The sequence below is a fragment of the Facilibium subflavum genome (assembly GCF_003574485.1).
GTDB classification, from domain to species: Bacteria; Pseudomonadota; Gammaproteobacteria; order Francisellales; family Francisellaceae; genus Facilibium; species Facilibium subflavum.
The window spans coordinates 17230-37343 of record NZ_QLIT01000115.1; the positions used below are offsets into that span (position 1 = coordinate 17230).

General features: G+C 39.6%; 18 protein-coding genes. 8 read left to right on the forward strand and 10 right to left on the reverse strand.

Going from position 1 to position 20114, the window contains the following annotated elements; translation table 11 throughout:
• Positions 1–150: 150 nt before the first annotated feature.
• From rpsJ to rpsL, 4 genes are read right to left on the reverse strand one after another with little or no spacing between them, the layout of a single operon-like run.
• Positions 151–471: a 30S ribosomal protein S10 gene (gene rpsJ, locus DNK84_RS07575; RefSeq protein ID WP_456236414.1), complete on the reverse strand. Its 321-nt coding sequence runs from the start codon at positions 469–471 to the stop codon at positions 151–153.
• A gap of 15 nt (positions 472–486) precedes the next feature.
• The gene (fusA, locus tag DNK84_RS07580) at positions 487–2583 is read right to left on the reverse strand and encodes an elongation factor G (RefSeq protein ID WP_119343941.1); all 2097 of its coding nucleotides are present in this window, start codon (positions 2581–2583) and stop codon (positions 487–489) included.
• Positions 2584–2594: 11 nt separating this feature from the next.
• On the reverse strand, positions 2595–3068 hold the full coding sequence (gene rpsG, locus DNK84_RS07585) for a 30S ribosomal protein S7 (RefSeq protein ID WP_119343942.1): 474 nt from the start codon (positions 3066–3068) through the stop codon (positions 2595–2597).
• 26 nt (positions 3069–3094) lie between these two features.
• Entirely contained in the window at positions 3095–3469 is a 375-nt protein-coding gene (rpsL, locus tag DNK84_RS07590; RefSeq protein ID WP_119343943.1) for a 30S ribosomal protein S12, read from the reverse strand.
• 272 nt (positions 3470–3741) lie between these two features.
• On the opposite strand from rpsL, the gene DNK84_RS07595 reads away from it, so the two are divergent.
• Positions 3742–4053, forward strand: a complete 312-nt coding sequence (locus tag DNK84_RS07595; RefSeq protein WP_119343944.1) for a hypothetical protein — start codon at positions 3742–3744, stop codon at positions 4051–4053.
• A 72-nt stretch (positions 4054–4125) separates the two neighbouring features.
• On the opposite strand, the gene hslU is transcribed toward DNK84_RS07595, so the two are convergent.
• Complete coding sequence (gene hslU, locus DNK84_RS07600) at positions 4126–5475, reverse strand: ATP-dependent protease ATPase subunit HslU (protein ID WP_119343945.1); 1350 nt, start codon at positions 5473–5475, stop codon at positions 4126–4128.
• A gap of 34 nt (positions 5476–5509) precedes the next feature.
• On the reverse strand, positions 5510–6070 hold the full coding sequence (gene hslV / locus DNK84_RS07605; RefSeq protein WP_119343946.1) for an ATP-dependent protease subunit HslV: 561 nt from the start codon (positions 6068–6070) through the stop codon (positions 5510–5512).
• Between the two features lie 298 nt (positions 6071–6368).
• Here hslV and gatC point away from each other — a divergent pair, with 298 nt between their 5' ends.
• The 4 genes from gatC (at position 6369) to DNK84_RS07625 (ending at position 10305) form a co-directional block, all read left to right on the forward strand.
• Positions 6369–6656 carry an Asp-tRNA(Asn)/Glu-tRNA(Gln) amidotransferase subunit GatC gene (gene gatC / locus DNK84_RS07610; protein WP_119343947.1) on the forward strand — a complete coding sequence of 96 codons (288 nt, stop codon included), beginning with the start codon at positions 6369–6371 and terminating at the stop codon, positions 6654–6656.
• Between the two features lie 24 nt (positions 6657–6680).
• Positions 6681–8135: an Asp-tRNA(Asn)/Glu-tRNA(Gln) amidotransferase subunit GatA gene (gatA, locus tag DNK84_RS07615; protein WP_119343948.1), complete on the forward strand. Its 1455-nt coding sequence runs from the start codon at positions 6681–6683 to the stop codon at positions 8133–8135.
• The gene (gene gatB / locus DNK84_RS07620) at positions 8132–9556 is read left to right on the forward strand and encodes an Asp-tRNA(Asn)/Glu-tRNA(Gln) amidotransferase subunit GatB (protein WP_119343949.1); all 1425 of its coding nucleotides are present in this window, start codon (positions 8132–8134) and stop codon (positions 9554–9556) included. Before gatA ends, gatB begins: the two co-directional genes overlap by 4 nt.
• A gap of 158 nt (positions 9557–9714) precedes the next feature.
• A complete protein-coding gene (locus tag DNK84_RS07625) occupies positions 9715–10305 on the forward strand; it encodes a LysE family translocator (RefSeq protein ID WP_162902298.1) in 591 nt (196 codons plus the stop codon).
• Positions 10306–10378: 73 nt separating this feature from the next.
• Here the strand turns inward: DNK84_RS07625 and putP are convergent, their stop codons facing one another.
• The 4 genes from putP to lptM all read right to left on the reverse strand — a co-directional run bounded on the left by putP (position 10379) and on the right by lptM (position 15338).
• Positions 10379–11845, reverse strand: a complete 1467-nt coding sequence (gene putP / locus DNK84_RS07630) for a sodium/proline symporter PutP (RefSeq protein ID WP_119343951.1) — start codon at positions 11843–11845, stop codon at positions 10379–10381.
• Positions 11846–12188: 343 nt separating this feature from the next.
• On the reverse strand, positions 12189–13868 hold the full coding sequence (ettA, locus tag DNK84_RS07635) for an energy-dependent translational throttle protein EttA (protein ID WP_119343952.1): 1680 nt from the start codon (positions 13866–13868) through the stop codon (positions 12189–12191).
• A gap of 137 nt (positions 13869–14005) precedes the next feature.
• Entirely contained in the window at positions 14006–15109 is a 1104-nt protein-coding gene (locus DNK84_RS07640; RefSeq protein WP_119343953.1) for a DUF481 domain-containing protein, read from the reverse strand.
• A gap of 28 nt (positions 15110–15137) precedes the next feature.
• Positions 15138–15338, reverse strand: coding sequence for an LPS translocon maturation chaperone LptM (gene lptM, locus DNK84_RS14810; RefSeq protein ID WP_119343954.1), 201 nt, complete (start codon positions 15336–15338; stop codon positions 15138–15140).
• A 110-nt stretch (positions 15339–15448) separates the two neighbouring features.
• Here lptM and DNK84_RS07650 point away from each other — a divergent pair, with 110 nt between their 5' ends.
• From DNK84_RS07650 to DNK84_RS07660, 3 genes are all read left to right on the forward strand, one after another.
• Positions 15449–16750: an AsmA family protein gene (locus tag DNK84_RS07650; RefSeq protein ID WP_162902299.1), complete on the forward strand. Its 1302-nt coding sequence runs from the start codon at positions 15449–15451 to the stop codon at positions 16748–16750.
• A 6-nt stretch (positions 16751–16756) separates the two neighbouring features.
• On the forward strand, positions 16757–18817 hold the full coding sequence (gene recG, locus DNK84_RS07655) for an ATP-dependent DNA helicase RecG (protein ID WP_119343956.1): 2061 nt from the start codon (positions 16757–16759) through the stop codon (positions 18815–18817).
• A 262-nt stretch (positions 18818–19079) separates the two neighbouring features.
• The coding region (locus DNK84_RS07660; RefSeq protein WP_119343957.1) for an FAD binding domain-containing protein at positions 19080–20114 on the forward strand (1035 nt) is incomplete at its 3' end.

Below are 20114 nucleotides of genomic sequence, written 5' to 3' on the forward strand. Positions count from 1 at the left end.
TATTATTCAACCCTGTAATTACAATTGACTACAGGACATAGCACACCAAAAAGCGGCTTTAACGCCGCTTCACGGTATATATTTCCATCCACAACAAAGCGCTAAGCGCCATTGCAGATAATCAGTTTAACCAAAAAATGGTAACGTATTCTAACTCAAACTGATTTGAACATCAACACCTGCTGCCAAATCCAACTTCATCAAAGCATCAACTGTTTTTTCAGTTGGCTCAACGATGTCGATTAATCGCTTATGTGTTCTTGTTTCATACTGATCACGTGCTTTCTTGTTCACATGTGGTGAAATTAGCACAGTAAATCGCTCTTTACGCACGGGTAATGGAATAGGCCCTTTCACCTGCGCACCTGTTTTCTTTGCTGTTTCTACGATCTCTTTTGTTGAAGCATCGATAAGCTTGTGATCAAAAGCTTTCAATCTGATACGAATACGTTGATTGCTTATATTTGCCATTTTCTAAAACCTTAATTATGAGTTACGCTTTTTAATGATTTCTTCTGCAATATTGCCTGGGACTTCTGCATATTTCTCAAATTCCATTGAGAATGACGCACGCCCTTGAGAAATAGAACGTACATTTGTTGCATAACCAAACATCTCTGCCAACGGCACAGAAGCATTAATAACTTTACCACTTGGATTATCATCCATTCCGGCAATCATGCCGCGACGACGATTCAAATCACCAATCACATCACCCATGTAGTCTTCAGGTGTAACCACTTCAACTTTCATCATTGGTTCAAGAAGTACAGGTGTTGCTTTAGATGCACCGGCTTTAACCGCCATTGATCCTGCGATTTTAAATGCCATTTCAGATGAATCCACATCATGGTATGAACCATCATAAAGCGTCGCTTTAACATCAATCATTGGATAACCTGCAATCACACCGTTTTCAAGCTGCTCCTCAATACCTTTTGCAACAGCATTGATGTATTCTCTAGGAACAACACCACCAACGATTTGATCAACAAATTCAAAACCTTTGCCCATTTCTTGCGGCTCAAGCTTCACCCAAACATGACCGTATTGACCACGGCCACCTGATTGACGAACGAATTTACCTTCAGCTTCAACTGGCTTTTTAATCGTTTCACGGTAAGCAACCTGAGGGTTCCCGACATTTGCTTCCACCTTGAATTCACGTTTCATACGATCAACAATAATATCCAAGTGAAGCTCACCCATTCCAGAGATAATTGTTTGGCCAGACTCTTCATCCGTTTTTACCCTGAAAGATGGATCTTCCGCCGCAAGCTTGCCAAGCGCAATCGACATTTTCTCCTGGTCAGCTTTAGATTTTGGCTCTACGGCAACCGAGATCACAGGCTCTGGAAACTCCATACGCTCCAAGGTAATAATGCTATTTTCATCACACAAGGTATCACCTGTTGTCACCTGTTTTAAACCGATACAAGCAGCAATATCACCAGCGCGAACTTCTTTAATCTCTTCACGTTTATTAGAATGCATCTGTACGATACGGCCAATACGCTCTTTTTTGCCTTTAACCGGATTATAAACCGAATCACCTGACTTCAGCACACCTGAATAAACGCGCACAAAAGACAAATTACCAATAAATGGGTCTGTTGCCAGTTTAAATACAAGCGCAGAAAATGGCTCATTATCAGAAGATTTACGCGAGCTTTCAGTACCATCTTCAAGCTCACCCTTGATTGATGGCACCTCGTTTGGCGCAGGCAAATAACGGATAACCGCATCAAGCACTGCTTGAACACCTTTGTTTTTAAATGCAGAACCGCAAAATGCCAATACGACCTCATTCGCGATAACACGTTGACGCAACGCAGAATAAATTTCATCATACGTTAGCTCTTCGCCTTCAAGGTATTTTTCCATCAGCTCTTCATTTGCTTCAGCGGCAGCTTCAACCAATTCTTGACGAAGCTCTTCGGCACGACCTTTAAGCTCAGCTGGAATTTCTTCCATACGATAAGTAAGGCCATAATCTTCTTCATTCCACATAATCGCTTTCATGTGAACAAGATCGATGACACCCTTGAATTCATCTTCTGCACCAATGTTTAATTGCATCGGCACAACATTTGCTTTCAAGCGTGTTTTAATTTGACCCACAACACGCTCAAAATCTGCACCCGCACGATCCATTTTATTCACAAACACAATACGGGGAACACCATATTTATTCGCCTGGCGCCATACAGTTTCTGATTGTGGCTCAACACCTGAAGAACCACAAAAAACAACTACAGCACCATCTAGAACACGCAGTGAACGCTCAACTTCAATCGTAAAGTCAACGTGCCCTGGTGTGTCAATAATGTTAATACGATGCTTATCAAACTGCTTATCCATGCCTTGCCAGAACACGGTTGTCGCCGCAGAAGTAATCGTGATACCACGCTCCTGCTCCTGCTCCATCCAGTCCATTGTGGCAGCACCCTCATGGACTTCACCAATTTTATGCGTTAAACCAGTGTAGAATAAAACACGCTCAGTTGTGGTGGTTTTCCCAGCATCAACGTGCGCACAAATGCCAATATTTCTATATTTTTCAAGCGGCGTTACTCGAGACACGATAAACCCCCTTACCAGCGGAAATGCGCAAATGCTTTATTTGCTTCTGCCATTTTATGCGTATCTTCACGCTTTTTAACAGCAGCACCACGACCATCGATTGCTTCTAAAAGCTCAGCAGCAACACGATTATCCATTCCACGCTCTTTACGCTTGCGCGCGGCATCAATTACCCAACGCATCGCTAACGCCATTTGGCGCTCAGGGCGAACTTCAACAGGAACCTGGTAAGTTGCACCACCTACACGGCGAGATTTCACCTCAACCATAGGCGCAACGTTTTCCAATGCTTTTTCAAAAATTTCGACGGCTTTTTCACCAGATTTTTTTGCTTCAATCTGATCAAATGCATTATAAACAATTTTTTCGGCAACAGATTTTTTGCCTGACAACATCACGTAATTGATAAATTTTGCAACGACCTCGTTTTTAAACTTCGGATCTGGCAACACATCACGCTTTGGTGCTCGATTTCTTCTAGACATAACAATACCTTATTTCAAAATTAAACTTATGACTTAGGACGCTTAGTACCGTACTTAGAACGGCCTTGCTTACGATCTTTAACACCTGATGTATCAAGCGCACCACGAACAGTGTGGTAACGAACACCCGGCAAATCTTTTACACGACCACCGCGGATCAAAATCACGCTGTGCTCTTGAAGGTTGTGGCCTTCACCACCAATATAAGTTGTAACCTCGAAACCACTTGTCAATCTCACACGAGCGACCTTTCTCAAAGCTGAGTTTGGTTTTTTCGGGGTTGTTGTGTAAACGCGCGTACAAACGCCACGTCTTTGCGGACATGCCTTTAATGCTGGCACATTCGTCTTAACAACCTTTTTCTTACGCGGTTTGCGCACCAACTGATTAATAGTTGCCATTATTTACTCCGTAGTTTTTTAAACATCAAATCTTTGCATTAAAAATTATAAAGACGCGGAATTATACACACAATCGCACACAAACATCAATAGGCTGTGTGAAGTTTTTAAGCAAAAAAGTGAATCACAAATCATTTAAAGTTATGCAAAGAAAAACAAAGATCCAACAGAAAGCAGCTTAATTAAATCATAATGATCAGCATAATCTACCCACCATGCTATATTTATACCAACCTGTTTATTTTTAGACATGAATAATCATAGGATACGTCATGAACCAAAAAAAACGCCCTTTTACTCACCATTATGCCAGCGCTTTTGATGGCTATTTAAACGTCAATATCGCCTACCCTATATCCGGTATACTTGGTTATCGAGATATTACTTCAAATCACAGCTTTGCTTCAGCGATAATTTCCCTATCCATTTACTGCTTTGCTGGTATTATTATTTATCTTTGCTCTTATATAACACTGAGCTCTTTTTATATCTATGGGATTATTATCCTTATCGTAAGTGTCATTGTTATGGTAATAACCTATAAAGAAATTACGACACTTAATAGCATGGATTTTCGGCATTAAAAAGGAGACAGTGTTTATGTAAAAATCATCATAAACACCCAGGTAATGCTCCAGTTTCGTCAATAGAAATATTTACAGGATATACTGACTTAAATCACGATCTTTTACAAGCGCATTAAGCTTTTCATTAACATAAGATGCATCAATTGCAATAACTTTATCCGCACGATCAGGCGCATCATAAGACAACTCCTCAAGTAATCGCTCAAGCAATGTATGAAGCCTTCTTGCACCAATATTTTCCACCTCTTCATTAACATGATAAGCAATCTCTGCAATGCGTTTGATTGCATCATCACTAAAGCTTACTTCAATGTTTTCTGTTTTAAGCAGGGCTATATACTGCTTAATCAATGAATAATCTGGCTCTGTGAGAATTTTCACAAAATCATCTATCGTCAGTGAACGAAGCTCCACGCGAATCGGTAAACGGCCTTGCAGCTCAGGAATTAAATCTGAAGGCTTTGCAACATGAAAAGCACCTGAACCAATAAATAGAATATGGTCGGTTTTAATCATGCCATATTTTGTTGATACGGTTGATCCTTCAACAAGCGGCAAAAGATCACGCTGAACACCTTCTCTTGAGACATCCCCACCACGATTTTCACCTTTCTTACACACCTTATCAATCTCATCAATAAAAACAATTCCATTTTGCTCAACGGCTTCAACGGCTTTGGCTTTAATATCATCTTCATTGACAAGTTTACTTGCCTCTTCATCCTGCAAAAACTTTAATGCCTTTGCAACTTTCACCTTACGGCGCTTTTTCTTATCAGAGCCCATTGACGCGAACATATCCTGCAATTGACTGGTCATATCTTCCATGCCAGGCGGGCCCATGATCTCCATACTCATCTTAGGTGCGGCAAACTCAATCTCAATTTCCTTATCATCCAGCTCACCGGCCTTAAGCTTCTTTCTAAATAACTGTCTGGTGCTGCTTTCTGTTTTCTCATCAGCGTCAACCGGCTCATTTGCAAAACCAACTTTGGCTTCTCTTGCCGGTGGTAAAAGTGCATCAAGCACTCTTTCTTCAGCTAACTCATGGGCTCTTGCTGCCACTTTTGCTTTTTCCTGCTCACGGTACATCTTAATTGAAATATCTGCCAAATCACGAATAATGGATTCAACATCTTTTCCAACATAACCAACTTCGGTGAACTTGGTTGCCTCAATTTTAATAAATGGCGCATTTGCAAGCTTGGCCAGGCGTCTTGCAATCTCCGTTTTTCCTACACCTGTAGGCCCAATCATTAAAATATTTTTAGGGGTGACTTCTTGGCGCATATTTTCTTCTAGCTGCATCCTGCGCCAGCGGTTTCTTAGGGCAACCGCAACTGCCTTTTTTGCATCACTTTGACCAATAATAAATCGATCCAGCTCAGTAACTATTTGTTTTGGTGTCATATGTGACATAAATTAACCTCTTCAACGCTTTAACATAAATAAATTAAGAAACACTAACCGCTTTATTCGGCAAGCTTTCAATCGTTAGATTATGGTTGGTATAAATACAGATATCTGCAGCAATGCTTAAACTTTTCTCAACGATTTCTCGCGCTGATAGTTTTGTGTTAGCAATCAACGCATGGGCTGCAGATTTTGCATAAGCCGAGCCTGAACCAATAGACAAAACACCCTGCTCATCAGCTGCCATCACATCTCCGGCACCTGAAATAAGCAAAGACTTATTCTCATCAGCCACAATCAACATTGCTTCAAATTTACTCATCATTCGATCCAGGCGCCATTCTCGCACCATCTCAACAGAAGCGCGTTCCAGATTTCCTTGATAATATTCAAGCTTTTGTTCAAACTTTTCAAATAACGTAAACGCATCGGCGGTTGATCCGGCAAAGCCAGTCAATACTTTACCATCGCTTAGGCGTCTGACTTTTACAATATTATCTTTTGCAACCGTATGGCCAAGCGTTGCCTGCCCATCACCACCGATCACGACTTCATTATCACGTCGCACACATAAAATTGTTGTGCCTTTCATTACTTCCATAAGCTCCTCATTACTTTGCTTGTTCTATCACAAACCATACAAAATTTTGCCATATTACAATATTAATAAGCCGCCTTACAGGCTTTTTGCTTACAATTAAAATTTGCACAATGGCTTATGTTTGGTGTCTTGCTTTTAAAAAAACATTCTATCTAGATTGCGCTAAAAGCTAAAATTACAAGTCAAAATTATAAAATATTTTCCCCACCCCTTTGTCTGCAATTGTAACAATTCCATGTTTTTACGCACAATGCTATGATAACCTTTATGGTATTGATGAATAATTTATTTAATAATAATGGCTATTTCACAAAACGAACTTTATCGTATTTTAGGCTTGTCAAAACTTGCAGCAGATGAGCAAACACTTCAAACTTATACCGATGATCTGAACAATGTGCTGCAACTACTCGATAGTATCCATCATATCGATACAGATCAGATAAAACCCATGGTCTCGCCTTTACAAACCGGTGCGCACTTACGCCCAGATATCGCAACAAAACAAAATAATGAATCAACGTTTTCATCATTTGCACCTCACTATGAGCAGTCACATTTTATCGTACCTAAAGTCATTGAATAACCCCATTCCAAAGAGATACACATAATGAGCTTATTAAAAAACCTTCGAGAGCAACTGGATAGAAAAGCAATTTCATCGGTTGAATTAACACAACATTATTTACAACAGATTAAGACTAAAAACCCCTCGTTAAATGCGTTTATCACGGTAACAAAAGACCATGCACTTCAACAAGCCAAAAAGGCTGATGATATAATACAGCAAGGCAAACAAACCTTTTTAACAGGTATTCCAATTGCCCATAAGGATAATTTTTGCACCAAAGGTATTCTTACAAGTTGCGCATCAAAGATATTAAGCAATTTCCACGCCCCTTTTAACGCAACGATTGTCCAGCGACTTGAAGACCAAGGCATGATCATGCTTGGCAAGACCAATATGGATGAGTTCGGCATGGGCTCATCCAATGAAAACAGTTTTTATGGGGCTGCGAAAAACCCATGGCGCCTGACACATGTTACTGGGGGTTCCTCAGGTGGCTCGGCATGTAGTGTTGCTGCAGAGCTTACCCCCATTGCCACAGGCAGTGATACTGGTGGCTCAGTCAGACAACCTGCTGGATTTTGCGGTGCAACCGGCATGAAGCCAACTTATGGCAGCGTTTCCCGCTATGGTTTGATCGCTTATGCATCCTCTTTTGACCAGGCAGGGGTCATTGGGAAAGATGCCTATGATATAAGCCAGGTCTTAACTGCAATGGCCGGGATAGATGAAAACGATGGCACAAGTGTCAAAACGCCAGATGATCTGTTTACTCAAGATCTCTCCTTAGCACCCCAAAAACGCAGTATTGGTGTTGATATGCAATTGTTATCTCAGCTTGATAGCAAAGCCCAAGCACTACTACAAAACGCTATTGAGGTGTTTAAGTCACAAGGTTATACCATAAAAGAAATTCAGCTGCCTGATCTTCATACGGCAGTATCGACTTATTATATTCTGGCACCAGCAGAAGCTGCAACGAACCTGGCACGCTTTGATGGTGTACGTTATGGCTTTCAAGATAAAAATGCAGACAATCTGGATAGCCTTTATACGAACACAAGAAGCCAGGGCTTTGGTAATGAGGTTAAACGACGAATTGTGATTGGCAACTACGTGCTTGCTGCCAGTCAGTATGATGCCTATTACCATAAAGCACAGCAAATTCGTCGGAAAATATTTGACCAGTTTGCTGCTTTATACCAAAGCGTTGATATGGTTTTATTACCAACCACCACAAGTTGTGCCTTTGAAATTGGCGCGCAAAAAGACCCTGTTCGCACCTATCTAGGTGATATGTATACCGTTATAGCAAACTTGACCGGTGCACCAGCAATCGCATTTCCAATTGGCCAACTTGATAATCTTCCTTTTGGTGCACAGCTTATGGCAAATAACTTCCAGGATTATCTGTTAACACAAGCCGTTCACCACTTCCAACAGCATACAGACTTTCATTTATATGATTCTGACAAACAAAAAGGAGTAGCAATATGAGCTTTGAAATGGTGATTGGTTTAGAAGTTCATATTCAACTGCAAACCCAATCCAAAATATTCTCAAGTGCGCCAACAAAATATGGCCAGGCACCTAATATACAAGTCTCCTGGGTTGATTTAGCCATGCCAGGCACATTACCTGTGATCAACAAAAAGGCTGTTGAAATGGCAATCATGTTTGCCCTTGCCACTAAAGCATATATCTCGCCAGATAGCTTTTTTGCTCGTAAAAACTATTTTTATCCAGACTTGCCTAAGGGCTATCAAATCAGTCAATCAAACAATCCTATCGTACAAAATGGTCAGATTGAAATTCTAACATACAGTGGCAAAAAGGTTATTCATATTGAACGGGCGCACTTAGAAGAAGATGCTGGAAAGTCTGTGCATGACTTTCTTGGCAGTGAAACTGGGCTTGATTATAACCGTGCCGGCACGCCTTTACTGGAGATTGTGACCAAACCTGATTTTCGCAGCGCTGATGAAGTCGTGAGTTTTTTGAAAACACTTCATCAGATGGTACGCCATTTGGGCATTTGTGATGGTAACATGCAAGAAGGTTCATTTCGATGTGATGTTAATCTCTCAGTCAAAAAACCTGAGGACCCACAACTTGGCACACGCGTAGAAATGAAGAACATCAACTCCTTCCGATTTATTCGCCAGGCCATTGCATATGAATTTAATCGCCAGGTCAAGCGGATTGAAAGGGGGCAAAAAATCACCCAGCAAACACGCCTATATGATCCAGATAAGGATGAAACGCGCCCGATGCGAGATAAGGAAGATGCCTTTGACTATCGCTACTTTCCTGATCCTGATTTATTACCTATCTTAATAAATGATACGATGATTGAACAAATAAAAGCAAAAATGCCCATGCTTGCAAATAAGCGCCAGGAGAAATACCAAAAAGTACTCGGTAGCGATGAAGTTGCATTTTTAATGGATAATCCAGCCATTGCCAACTATTATGATGAAGTATGTAACAGCATTGCGCCAAAACAGGCATATAACTGGGTAAGCATAGAACTTCAAGCACTTTTTAATCGCCTGCAACGCACTTTTGATCCCACAGCAATCCCTGCAGATATATTGATTGAAATTATCCAAAAGATTAATGATGATACGATTTCAATCGCCGCAGCCAAAAAGGTCTTACAAAGCTATTATGAATCGCCTCACACGATTGATAAAATCATTGACAAGCTGGGACTTCGCCAAAGTAGTGACACCACTTTGATCGAATCACTTGCTGATGAGATTATTGCTAATAATCCACAGCAGGTTGCCGATTTTCATGCGGGGAAAACAAAACTGCTTGGCTTCTTTGTTGGTCAAATCATGAAGCAAAGCAAAGGGCAAGCTAACCCAAAACAGGTAAATGAAGTTGTTTTAAAAAAGCTTTCTACCACTTAAGTTTCTTTATAACCGAGGATAAGTGATATTTTTCATACAATAGGCTTGTATTAAAGGTTAAGCTGCGCAAGAATAATAAGATAACAAAACATAACGTAAATACATCGATGCTTATCTTCTCTTTACTCAGCCTTTTAATATTGCAACTTTTAGGCGTTATGCTGCCAGGTCCTGACTTTTTTATGGTGTTACGGTTTTCACTAAAGCTTGGCCGCAATGCCGCACTTGTTGTTTCAAGTGGTATTGCCAGTGGCGTCTTAATCTATTCAAGCCTGGTTGTTTTATTTCTTGGTTATTTAAGTGATAATTTTTTATCAGCCATCCGGTGGATTGGCTTATTTGGCGGAATTTATTTGCTTTATATTGCTTATCACTGCTTTAAAGCGGCTCCTTCTGCAAATACTGCCATACACAACCAAACACCAAAAGTAGAAATCTCACGTAAGCACCTGTATTTAACAGGTCTGGGTTGCAATCTGTCAAACCCAAAAGTGATTATTTTCTTTGCAAGCTTTTTGCCTTTATTCGTCATGAAATCAAGCGCCTTATGGTACCATGTAAGCATTATTGCGATCATGTTCTTAAGCACTTTACTCTGGTTTAGCTTTGTCGCCTGTGTCATGGGGTATCATCGTATTCGATCATTATTTATTAACCACATGAACAAGCTTGAGAAAGGTTTTGGTGTCCTATTAGTTCTTTTTGCTTGTCTGCTGTTTTATGAGTTCTTCTCTGCCTACCACTTTTAACAACACAACCTGTATTTATAAAACTGACACCCTGACCAATAACAATCCACCCAAGGCTGCAATAGCGTTAGCGTTAGCTTTGGCTTAACTTGGCAACGTGCTCATACTCTTTAGACATCAAAACCGTGGCTGGTTTTGCAAGTAAGCTTACCGTAACAATAGAAACAACTGCAAAAACAAAACCAGGTAGCAATTCATATAACTCAAATACACCACCTAAAAATTTCAAATGTGGCCAGATTAATACGGTTAATGCACCGGTAATAATACCTGCAAAAGCACCTGCAAGATTCATTCGCCGCCAAAATAATGATAAAAGCACAACCGGGCCAAAAGATGCACCCAATCCCGCCCAGGCATAACCCACCAGATTTAAAATTGAGCTTTTTGGATTTGCCGCCAGCAAAAGTGCGACAATGGCAATTAAGAATACAACGATACGGCTTGAAAATAAAAGCTCTGTTGTCGAAGCTTTCGGACGGAAAAACTTATGATAGAAATCCTCAACAACTGCGCTTGAAGAGGCTAATAATTGCGCTGACGCTGTACTCATGGTTGCCGATAGCACTGCTGCTAATAAGACCCCTGCAATCCACGGGTTAAAAAAAGTATTAGACAGCACAATAAAAATTGTCTCAGGGTTGCTTAAGCCTTTTGACGAAAAATATGCCAAACCAAAAAGTCCCGTAAATACAGCACCTAATAAGGCAATACACATCCAGGTCATGCAGATAAATTGTGCCTGAGGAATTGATCTGGCTGTTTTTGTTGCCATAAAACGCACCAAAATATGTGGCTGACCAAAATATCCAAGCCCCCAGGCAAAAAGCGATAAAACACCGATAATGCTGGTGCCTTTAAATGCATCCAAATAGACAGGTGACTGCTGTGCCACATCTGTAAGCGCGGTATTAATGCTGCCAATATGATATAAAACAACTACAGGCACAAGAATCAATGCTAAAAACATCAAACAGCCTTGAAAAAAATCAATCCATGATATTGCAAGAAACCCACCAATACAGGTATAAATTAAAATAATTGCTGCAGTCAAACCCAGCCCTGCTGCATAACTAATGCCAAAAGTTGAACTAAACAACAATCCACCGGCCACAAAGCCTGAAGCAGTATAAAAAGTAAAAAATATCAAAATCACGATTGCGGTTAATAAGCGAATAAATCCCGTTTTATCGTGGAAGCGATTTTCAAAGTATGCAGGAATTGTGATAGAGTCTTTAGCAACTTCAGTATAAATGCGTAAACGTTTTGCAACAAACTGCCAATTTAAATAAGCCCCTAAAGCAAGACCTAAAGGAAGCCAGATTTGATTTAATCCATGGAGCATAACAGCACCTGGTAGCGCTAACAAAAGCCACGAGCTCATATCCGAAGCACCGGCTCCTAAAGCGGCAATCGGCCCACTTAGCGAACGACCTCCCAACATATAATCATTTAAGTTCTTAGTATAAAAATAAGAACAGATACCTAAACTAAAAATAATCGCAATATAGATGACAAAAACAACTGTTAATATAGACATACTTCCCCTGACCCTTACTTATGCACGAACAACAAACATGAAAGCATTCAAAGGTTTCTAAGATAATTGATTAAAGATAACCCAATAATTGCGGCCAGTGGTGCAAAAAACACTACCCATGACATAACTTTCTCCCCTTATTGTTTACATTAAGGTGCTTTAGAATACGCTTATTATACAAAGCGACAATAAACTTTTTAACTGGTAATTTCATAGACAGCAAAACTGTCTGTTATTAAATCACGCGTTAAAGTTCTATAAGCACCTCACCGTATCCTATAAGATACGAAAGCAAATTGCAAAAGTTTACAAAAAGAAAAAATTCGTCATGAATGAACGTAAATTAGCTAACTGCTATCTTTTTATACTTAATTCGATGTGGATCTACTGCGTCATCTCCAAGACGCTTTTTCTTATCTTCCACATAGGCTGCATAATTTCCTTCAAACCAGGTCACTTGACTGTTACCTTCAAATGCAAGAATATGTGTCGCAACACGATCCAAAAACCAGCGATCATGCGAGATAATCATGACACAGCCAGGAAAAGCCAAAATCGCCTCCTCCAATGCGCGTAAAGTCTCTACATCCAGATCATTCGTTGGTTCATCCAATAGCAGTACATTACCGCCTTTTCGTAATAGTTTTGCCAGATGCACACGATTGCGCTCACCACCTGATAAATCTTTGATAAATTTTTGTTGATCTGATCCTTTAAAATTAAAGCGGCCAACATACTGTCTTGAGGCAATTGTATATTTACCCACCGTAATAACATCCAAACCATCTGAAATTTCTTCCCAAACTGTTTTGTTATCATCCAATGTATCTCGAGATTGGTTAACATAAGCTAAATCAACAGTCTCACCAAGCGCAACACCGCCTTGGTCTGGCGACTCAATACCTGAAAGCATTTTGAAAAATGTTGATTTTCCCGCACCATTTGGCCCAATAATACCGACAATAGAGCCTGCAGGCACCTGGAAATCAAGCTCATCAATTAATAAGCGATCCCCAAACCCTTTAACGACTTTATTCACATCAATCACTTTGTTTCCAAGACGAACCCCAGGTGGAATATATAAGTCTTGTGTTGCATTTCTTTCTTGAAACTCCTGGGAACTTAACTCTTCAAAGCGCGACAAACGTGCCTTTGATTTCGCCTGGCGCCCCTTGGCATTTTGTCTTACCCACTCCAGCTCTTGCTGTAGGGCTTTTCTATGAGCGGTTTGCTTTTTCTCTTCTTGCGCAAGTCTTTGCTCTTTTTGCTCTAACCATTGTGAATAATTACCTTTAAATGGAATACCCTCACCGCGATCAAGCTCTAAAATCCACTCAGCCACATTATCAAGAAAATAACGGTCATGCGTAATCGCAACAACCGTGCCTTTATATTCTTGCAGGAATCGTTCAAGCCAGGCAACACTTTCTGCATCCAGATGGTTCGTTGGCTCATCCAGCAACAATATATCTGGATTAGATAATAATAATTTACACAAAGCCACACGGCGGACTTCCCCGCCTGAAAGCTTGGTTACATCTGCATCCCAGGCAGGTAAACGCAAGGCTTCAGCCGCGACTTCTAATTTGCGCTCAATCTCCCAGGCACCAGCTGAATCAATTTTATTTTGCAGCTCACCTTGCTCTGCCAGTAACGTATTCATTTCATCATCTGACATCGGTTCACAAAATTTCATGCTGATTTCATCAAACCGGGTAATCATGGCTTTTAAATCAGCTAACGCCTCTTCAACGTTCCCTTTAACATCTTTCGTCGGATCCAATTTTGGTTCTTGCGGTAAATAACCTATTTTCACACCCTTTCTTGGTGCTGCTTCACCAACAATGTCTGTATCAATCCCTGCCATGATACGTAATAAAGTTGACTTACCAGAGCCGTTTAAACCTAACACACCAATTTTTGCGCCATCGAAAAACGATAATGAAATGTCTTTTAAAATATAGCGGTTTGGTGGCACTACCTTACCGACTCTGTGCATAGAATAAATATATTGTTCTGCCATAATAAACCTTTAAGTTTTATTTAAACGCGCTCATTGTACCAGAAAAAGATAGAATATTCATCGGTTATTATTTGAACGTTTTATGATTTTTTATCTATGATAAACCCAGACCATAATGGATGATGGAAATATTTTTTTTAGAAGTTATAAACCAAAGAAGTCGTCGTGGTTGTGCCCACACGTTTTTTGCCACTGCTTGCCCAGCTGCTACCATTAACCTGAAAGCTAAACTGTAAGGCCAGGTTCTTATATAATTGTGTTGATAATGAAGAGTTTGACTGATAGGTTGTACCATTATCCCCGGCATAGTTCACTAAAAAGCTTTGCTTAAAAGAAGAAGAATCCGTAAAGTTCCACACATAATCAAGTCCTGACTGCCAACCTACAGCATTTGAGAACTCACCTGTCTGTTTTACTTTTTGCTGTGTTAAACTTGGACCTGTACTGACACTTAACGTCATATTATCATTACTGTAAAGCTGACGTAAATAACCTAAAGATTCCGTTAATATATAGCTATAAGTATCTAGCTGGTTATTAAGGTAGTTTACACTAAAATAAATACCGTTATTTTTGTCAAAATTCCATGACGTCTTGGCAAATGCATTAAACTTATTTGTCTTAACCCCATCACCATTATCTCGATCATCACGGCTGTATAAATAATTCATCGTCAAAGTGTTTTGCCATGGAATGATAGGCGTGTAGCTTAAATTTGCATTACCATTATAATTTGTTGATGCCGAATTTCCCGTTGTCATGCTGCCACCTAAGCCAAAACTTGTTCCTTTCCATGGCTCAGCGACAGCAATGTTAGGCTGTTTAGTTTTAACCGTTTGATCATTGATAATACTCTCAGGCAGTCCAGCATGACTCGTTTTTTCAATACCAACCTCGCTATCTGCTGATTTTTTATCTTCAGACTTTGATGGTGTTTCTTGTGTATCTGTTTTATCTGTTTGTGCCCAAGGACTCAATGGCTTGATTCTTTGCGCTGTTTTTTGTGTCTTATCCTCATTTGGCAAGGTCGTGTCACTTGTGTTTGCCATACTACTATCTGGTGATGTTTGCTTATCTGCACTTTTTGCCTGTTTTTCATATTTTTGTGCAATTGCTTCATATGTTTTTGCCAGATCATGATATTTGTCTGCAAGCTTTTGCGCCTCTTGTGGTGTAATCGCATAAGCATAGCCTGTCAGCATCAAAGCTAAGGTTACTGCTTTTAATAATTTATTGTTCACCCTTATCTCCTTTTAATTTTCACTTAACCTAGTTTGATTGCTGCTGTATCGCGCCATTTTTCTTAGCTTGACTGCTTTGTGTCATACTGCTTGTCTTCGTGCTGTCTTGATTTGGTTGTGAGGCATCTTCTTTTGATGTTTGTGGTAAATAAAGTGGACCCATTTGCCCACACCCTGATAAAGCAATACTCATTATCAATAATGTCAAAAAGCTTTGTTTTTTTGTCATAATCAAGTTGGCTCTTGTTCAAACTTCGGTAAAATAATGAAAACATGATAAAAAACATAGACCGTGAAGCCAATCATAAATTCATTATTTTTAACGAAAAGGTAAAAATTGTGCTAAAAAAAACACTATTGGTTATTATTACTGCCCTAATTATTTTGTGTATTGGAATCACAATCTGGTTGGGTTTCTTCTTTAATCCCAACGAGTATAAAAGTCTGTTAAATAAGCAACTTAACAACAACCCAAACATTCATGTTAAAATAAAAGGCAATATCAGTTGGCAGCTATGGCCACTAAGCCTGACTGCACAAGATATTAGCATAGATAGCGCAAAAGCCTTCTCAAGCCATTGGCAACAGGCAAAACTTAAAATAAGCCTGATAAATCTTTTTTCCTCACAACCTTTGCCTATCAAAAAAATTCAGCTGATAAATGGTCAAATTCATCATAACCACATGGCGCTACCGATTAAAAAACTAACACTGCAGCAAGCACATTTTAGCAAGCTAAACCGTATTATGCTCAGTGCTGTTATTCAGAATAAACACATGAATGCGACTGTTAACACGATGCTTTCGCAGGATAAAAATTTACATAAGTTTACTATTTATCCGACAACAATCACCGGAGAGATTGGTCATCATCCTTTTCAAATTACCGTTGCATCATTTGACTATCAACAAGGCGACAATCAAATCACAATAAGCCCAATTCACACTAAAATTGCCGGATCAACGATTACAACAAACTTAAATATTCCAAGTCTAAATCCACTTAAGCTGAATATCAAATCTTCTGCAAAAACCTTGAATATCGAAAAGCTTATTAACCTTCATGGCTTTAAGCTGCAACTATCTAATATTATGATTGATATTAAAGCACACAAAAAAAAGCAGATTTCAGGCAATGTTGACATCTCTGCAAAAAGCGGGCTTTTAACAGGTATTGATCTTAATGCGTTAGCTCACGCGGTTGATAACTTCTTACAAGCACTTATGCAAGGTGCGCATATTGGCAACGCATTTGCGTCATTCCAACAAACGTTTGCTCCTGTTATTGGGGATGGGAATATGAAACCAGACCCAACTAAATCAACACAATTAGGTGAATTGAATATAAACAGCACCTTTGATCAGGACCAATTAACAACAAAATCAATCAACTGGCAAGCCAAAAATTTCACTTTATCAGGTAGGGGGCTCATAAGCTTTTCTTTGGCCAGTGCTTACTACCCTGTTTCAATCAACCTTAAAGGGAAAACGCCTTTTAGCATCCCCTACCAGCTTGTCTATCAGAATCGGCAATTTAAGGGGCAGATAAACCAGGATAAACTCAAAGAACATCTACAACCTATTATTGAAAAAGCGCTTAAAAATACACTGCAAAACAAACTACACTCACTTTTTGGATAGCCATACATGGATGATTTAGCAGATCTAAAAGGCATCGGCAAAACGCTTTTAACCAAGCTTCATAAAGCACAGATTCAAAGTGTTCAAGATCTGTTATTGCATTTACCAAAAGACTATGAAGATCGCCGAATCATCCACAAGATTGCAGATACAATCAATGGGCAAAAACAGCAAATTGAAGGCATTATCCAACAAGTGGACGTTAATCAATTTGGCAAAAAACATTTAAGCTGCTATTTCTCTGATGAAACCGGCTTGTGTAAAATGCATTTATTTCGCTTTTATCCAAACCAGATAAAGCTGTTAAAAAAGGGACAAAGAATCCTTTGCTATGGCCAAATCATACGTCATACACAAGACAGTCAAATGATTGAAGTAATCCACCCTGAATGGAAGATCATTGATAAAGATGCGAATATATCAGGCACGATTACCCCTGTATACTCTTCCATTGAAGGGATAAGCTCAGCGGTATTGTATAAGTTTATCTGTCAATTACAACACAAAAAGCCCTTCGATGAATTACTGCCTGCTACGCTTAGATATGAACATAAGCTCAGTGATATTAATACCGCACTTGATAATATACACTTTCCTGATAAACAGTCTTTCTCCAGTATTTATCAACAAACACTTAAAGCAAGATATCGTCTGGCACTTGAAGAAATTCTCGCCCACCATTTAAATGCCAAAATTGCGAGAACGCAGAGCCACACTACAGATTTTCCTTCCATAAACCCGAATAAAAGCCTGTTAGAAACATTTATCAAACAGCTGCCTTTTGCCCCAACAAAAGCGCAACGGCGCGTGATCGATGAAATTTTATATGATTTCACGCTTAAAAAACCATTATCAAGGCTTTTACAAGGTGATGTAGGCTCTGGCAAAACGATGGTAGCTGCCGCTGTTTTAATACAGGCTGCACGAAATGGCCTTCAATCCATTATCATGGCGCCGACAGAAATTCTCGCAGAACAGCATTTTAAAAATCTTTCCCAATGGTTGCAGGCCTTTGATATAGAAGTTGTATTTCTTGCACAAAAACTTACAACAACACAACGAAAAAAAACATTTGAGACGATTCAATCACATCCAGATTGTGTCATCGTTGGAACACATGCGGTTTTTCAAGACAGTGTGAGCTACTCAAATCTTGGCCTTGTCATCATTGATGAGCAACATCGCTTTGGGGTTGAGCAACGCCTGGCTTTGATGGCAAAAGCACAATCAGCAAATAACAAGACACCACACCAGTTAGTAATGACTGCAACACCGATTCCAAGAACGCTTGCTATGACCGTTTATGGTGATTTGGATCTTTCCATTATTGATGAATTACCCCCCAACCGCAAACCAATCCAAACCAGTGTGATCAGTCAGGATAAAAAAGAAAAGCTGATACAAAAATTACAAAATCATGTTAACAACAATGGGCAGGCTTATTGGGTGTGTCCTTTAATTGAGACCTCTGAAGCACTTGCAACGCTACAAGATGCAAGCTCCTTATATGAAACCATTAAAGGTTTATTACCTAAAGCACGTATTGGTCTTGTTCATGGGAAAATGAAGGCTGAAGAAAAAGCGAAAGCCATGATCGCTTTTAAAGCGCATGAAATTGACATTCTTGTGGCAACCACTGTTATCGAAGTCGGTGTTGATGTGCCTAATGCCAGTATTATGATTATTGATAATGCCGAAAGGCTTGGGCTTTCTCAATTACACCAATTACGTGGGCGCGTTGGCCGCGGCAGTAAACACAGTTATTGTATTTTATTATACCAGGCACCTTTATCCAAGACAGCAAGAAAGCGTCTGGAGTTAATGCGTCAAACACAAGATGGCTTTATCATCGCAGAAGAGGATCTAAAATTAAGGGGGCCTGGTGATATTTTTGGCAAAAATCAAACTGGGGAAATTCACTTTAAAGTTGCCGATTTAAATCTTCACCAGCAGTTATTTAACGAAGTTGGTGCAATTGCACAAAAACTAATACAAAATCATCCAAAAAATATAATATTGATTATCAACCGCTGGCTAAAAAAAGCAGCGGATTACATTAAAGCGTAGATGTCAAAGAAACTGAACTTTCCCTAATTTTGTAAGAATTTGCTGTTGGTGAGCTGCAAACCAAAATTTACCCCTGTATCGTAGGGTTGCGTAAAAAAGATGACTCAACAACACCTAAAAGCAGTAAAGAGCCGGAAAAATTCCAGCGCATAACAACCCAAATTCAGTCGCTTTTTATCCTGAACATGCTTTCAAAGTAGCTGAAGTGGAATAAAATACTGCTACAATACAAGAAGTTAGCAACTAACGAATAAGAACACATATGCAAAAAATAGCAATTATTGGTGGGTCAATTGCTGGTAACGCAATGGCATTAGCGTTATCACGTTTAGGCTTTGATGTTAACCTTTATGAACGATCTCATTCTGCTTTGTCTGATAGAGGTGTGGGGATTTGTATACCAAAAGAATTACGCCATGCCTTGGTCAAAGAAAAATTTTTCAACCATGATGCTAAATACCTTGAAATAGATGATAGACAGTTTGTTGTTAATGACCATAACCATGCCAGAATTATCTGGAAGCAGCCGGTTAATATCATGGCACATAACTGGTCAGAGATTTATTCGCAATTACATCAAAAACTGCCACAGAATATTTACCATAAAGGAGTCAGTGTTGATAATATCTCTCAGGCTGATAATAAAGTGACATTATTACTATCCAATGGCGAAAGTACAACCGTAGACTGGCTTTTTTGCTGTGATGGTGTTAATTCCATTTGCCGGCAAAGCCTATTTCCAGATGCGCAACTTGAAGCCGCACCTTATATCGCATGGCGAGGTGTTATTGCCAAAGATAAACTCAATGAAGCACAATTCTTTGAGCGCTTGAATTATTTCTGTTATGACCATGGCCATGTCGTGACTTACTATATTCCAAGCATATCAGGTGGCATTGAGCTTAACTGGGTTGCTTATCAAAAGCTTGATAATAGCCTTAAGCAAAAACTCTTAACAGATAAAAACAACCAGTATTGTTTAACAGGCATTCCCACAAATAGACTCACCAAATGGCATTACACGATGCTTGATGCACTGGCAGATGATATGCCAAATATTTTTGCCCAGGCCATGCGCAGTACACCATCCCCTTTTATTCAAAACATCTTTGATGTCAAAGTACCTGCTTTGAAAAAAGGACGTATTTGTTTATCTGGTGATGCGGCTTTTATTTCAAGGCCACATACTGCCAGTGGCGCAACAAAAGCATTACAAAGTGCACTGATACTATCACAGCAATTAATCAATCATAATAATGATCTAGAAAAAGCCACGGACGAGCCCATCCATCTAACT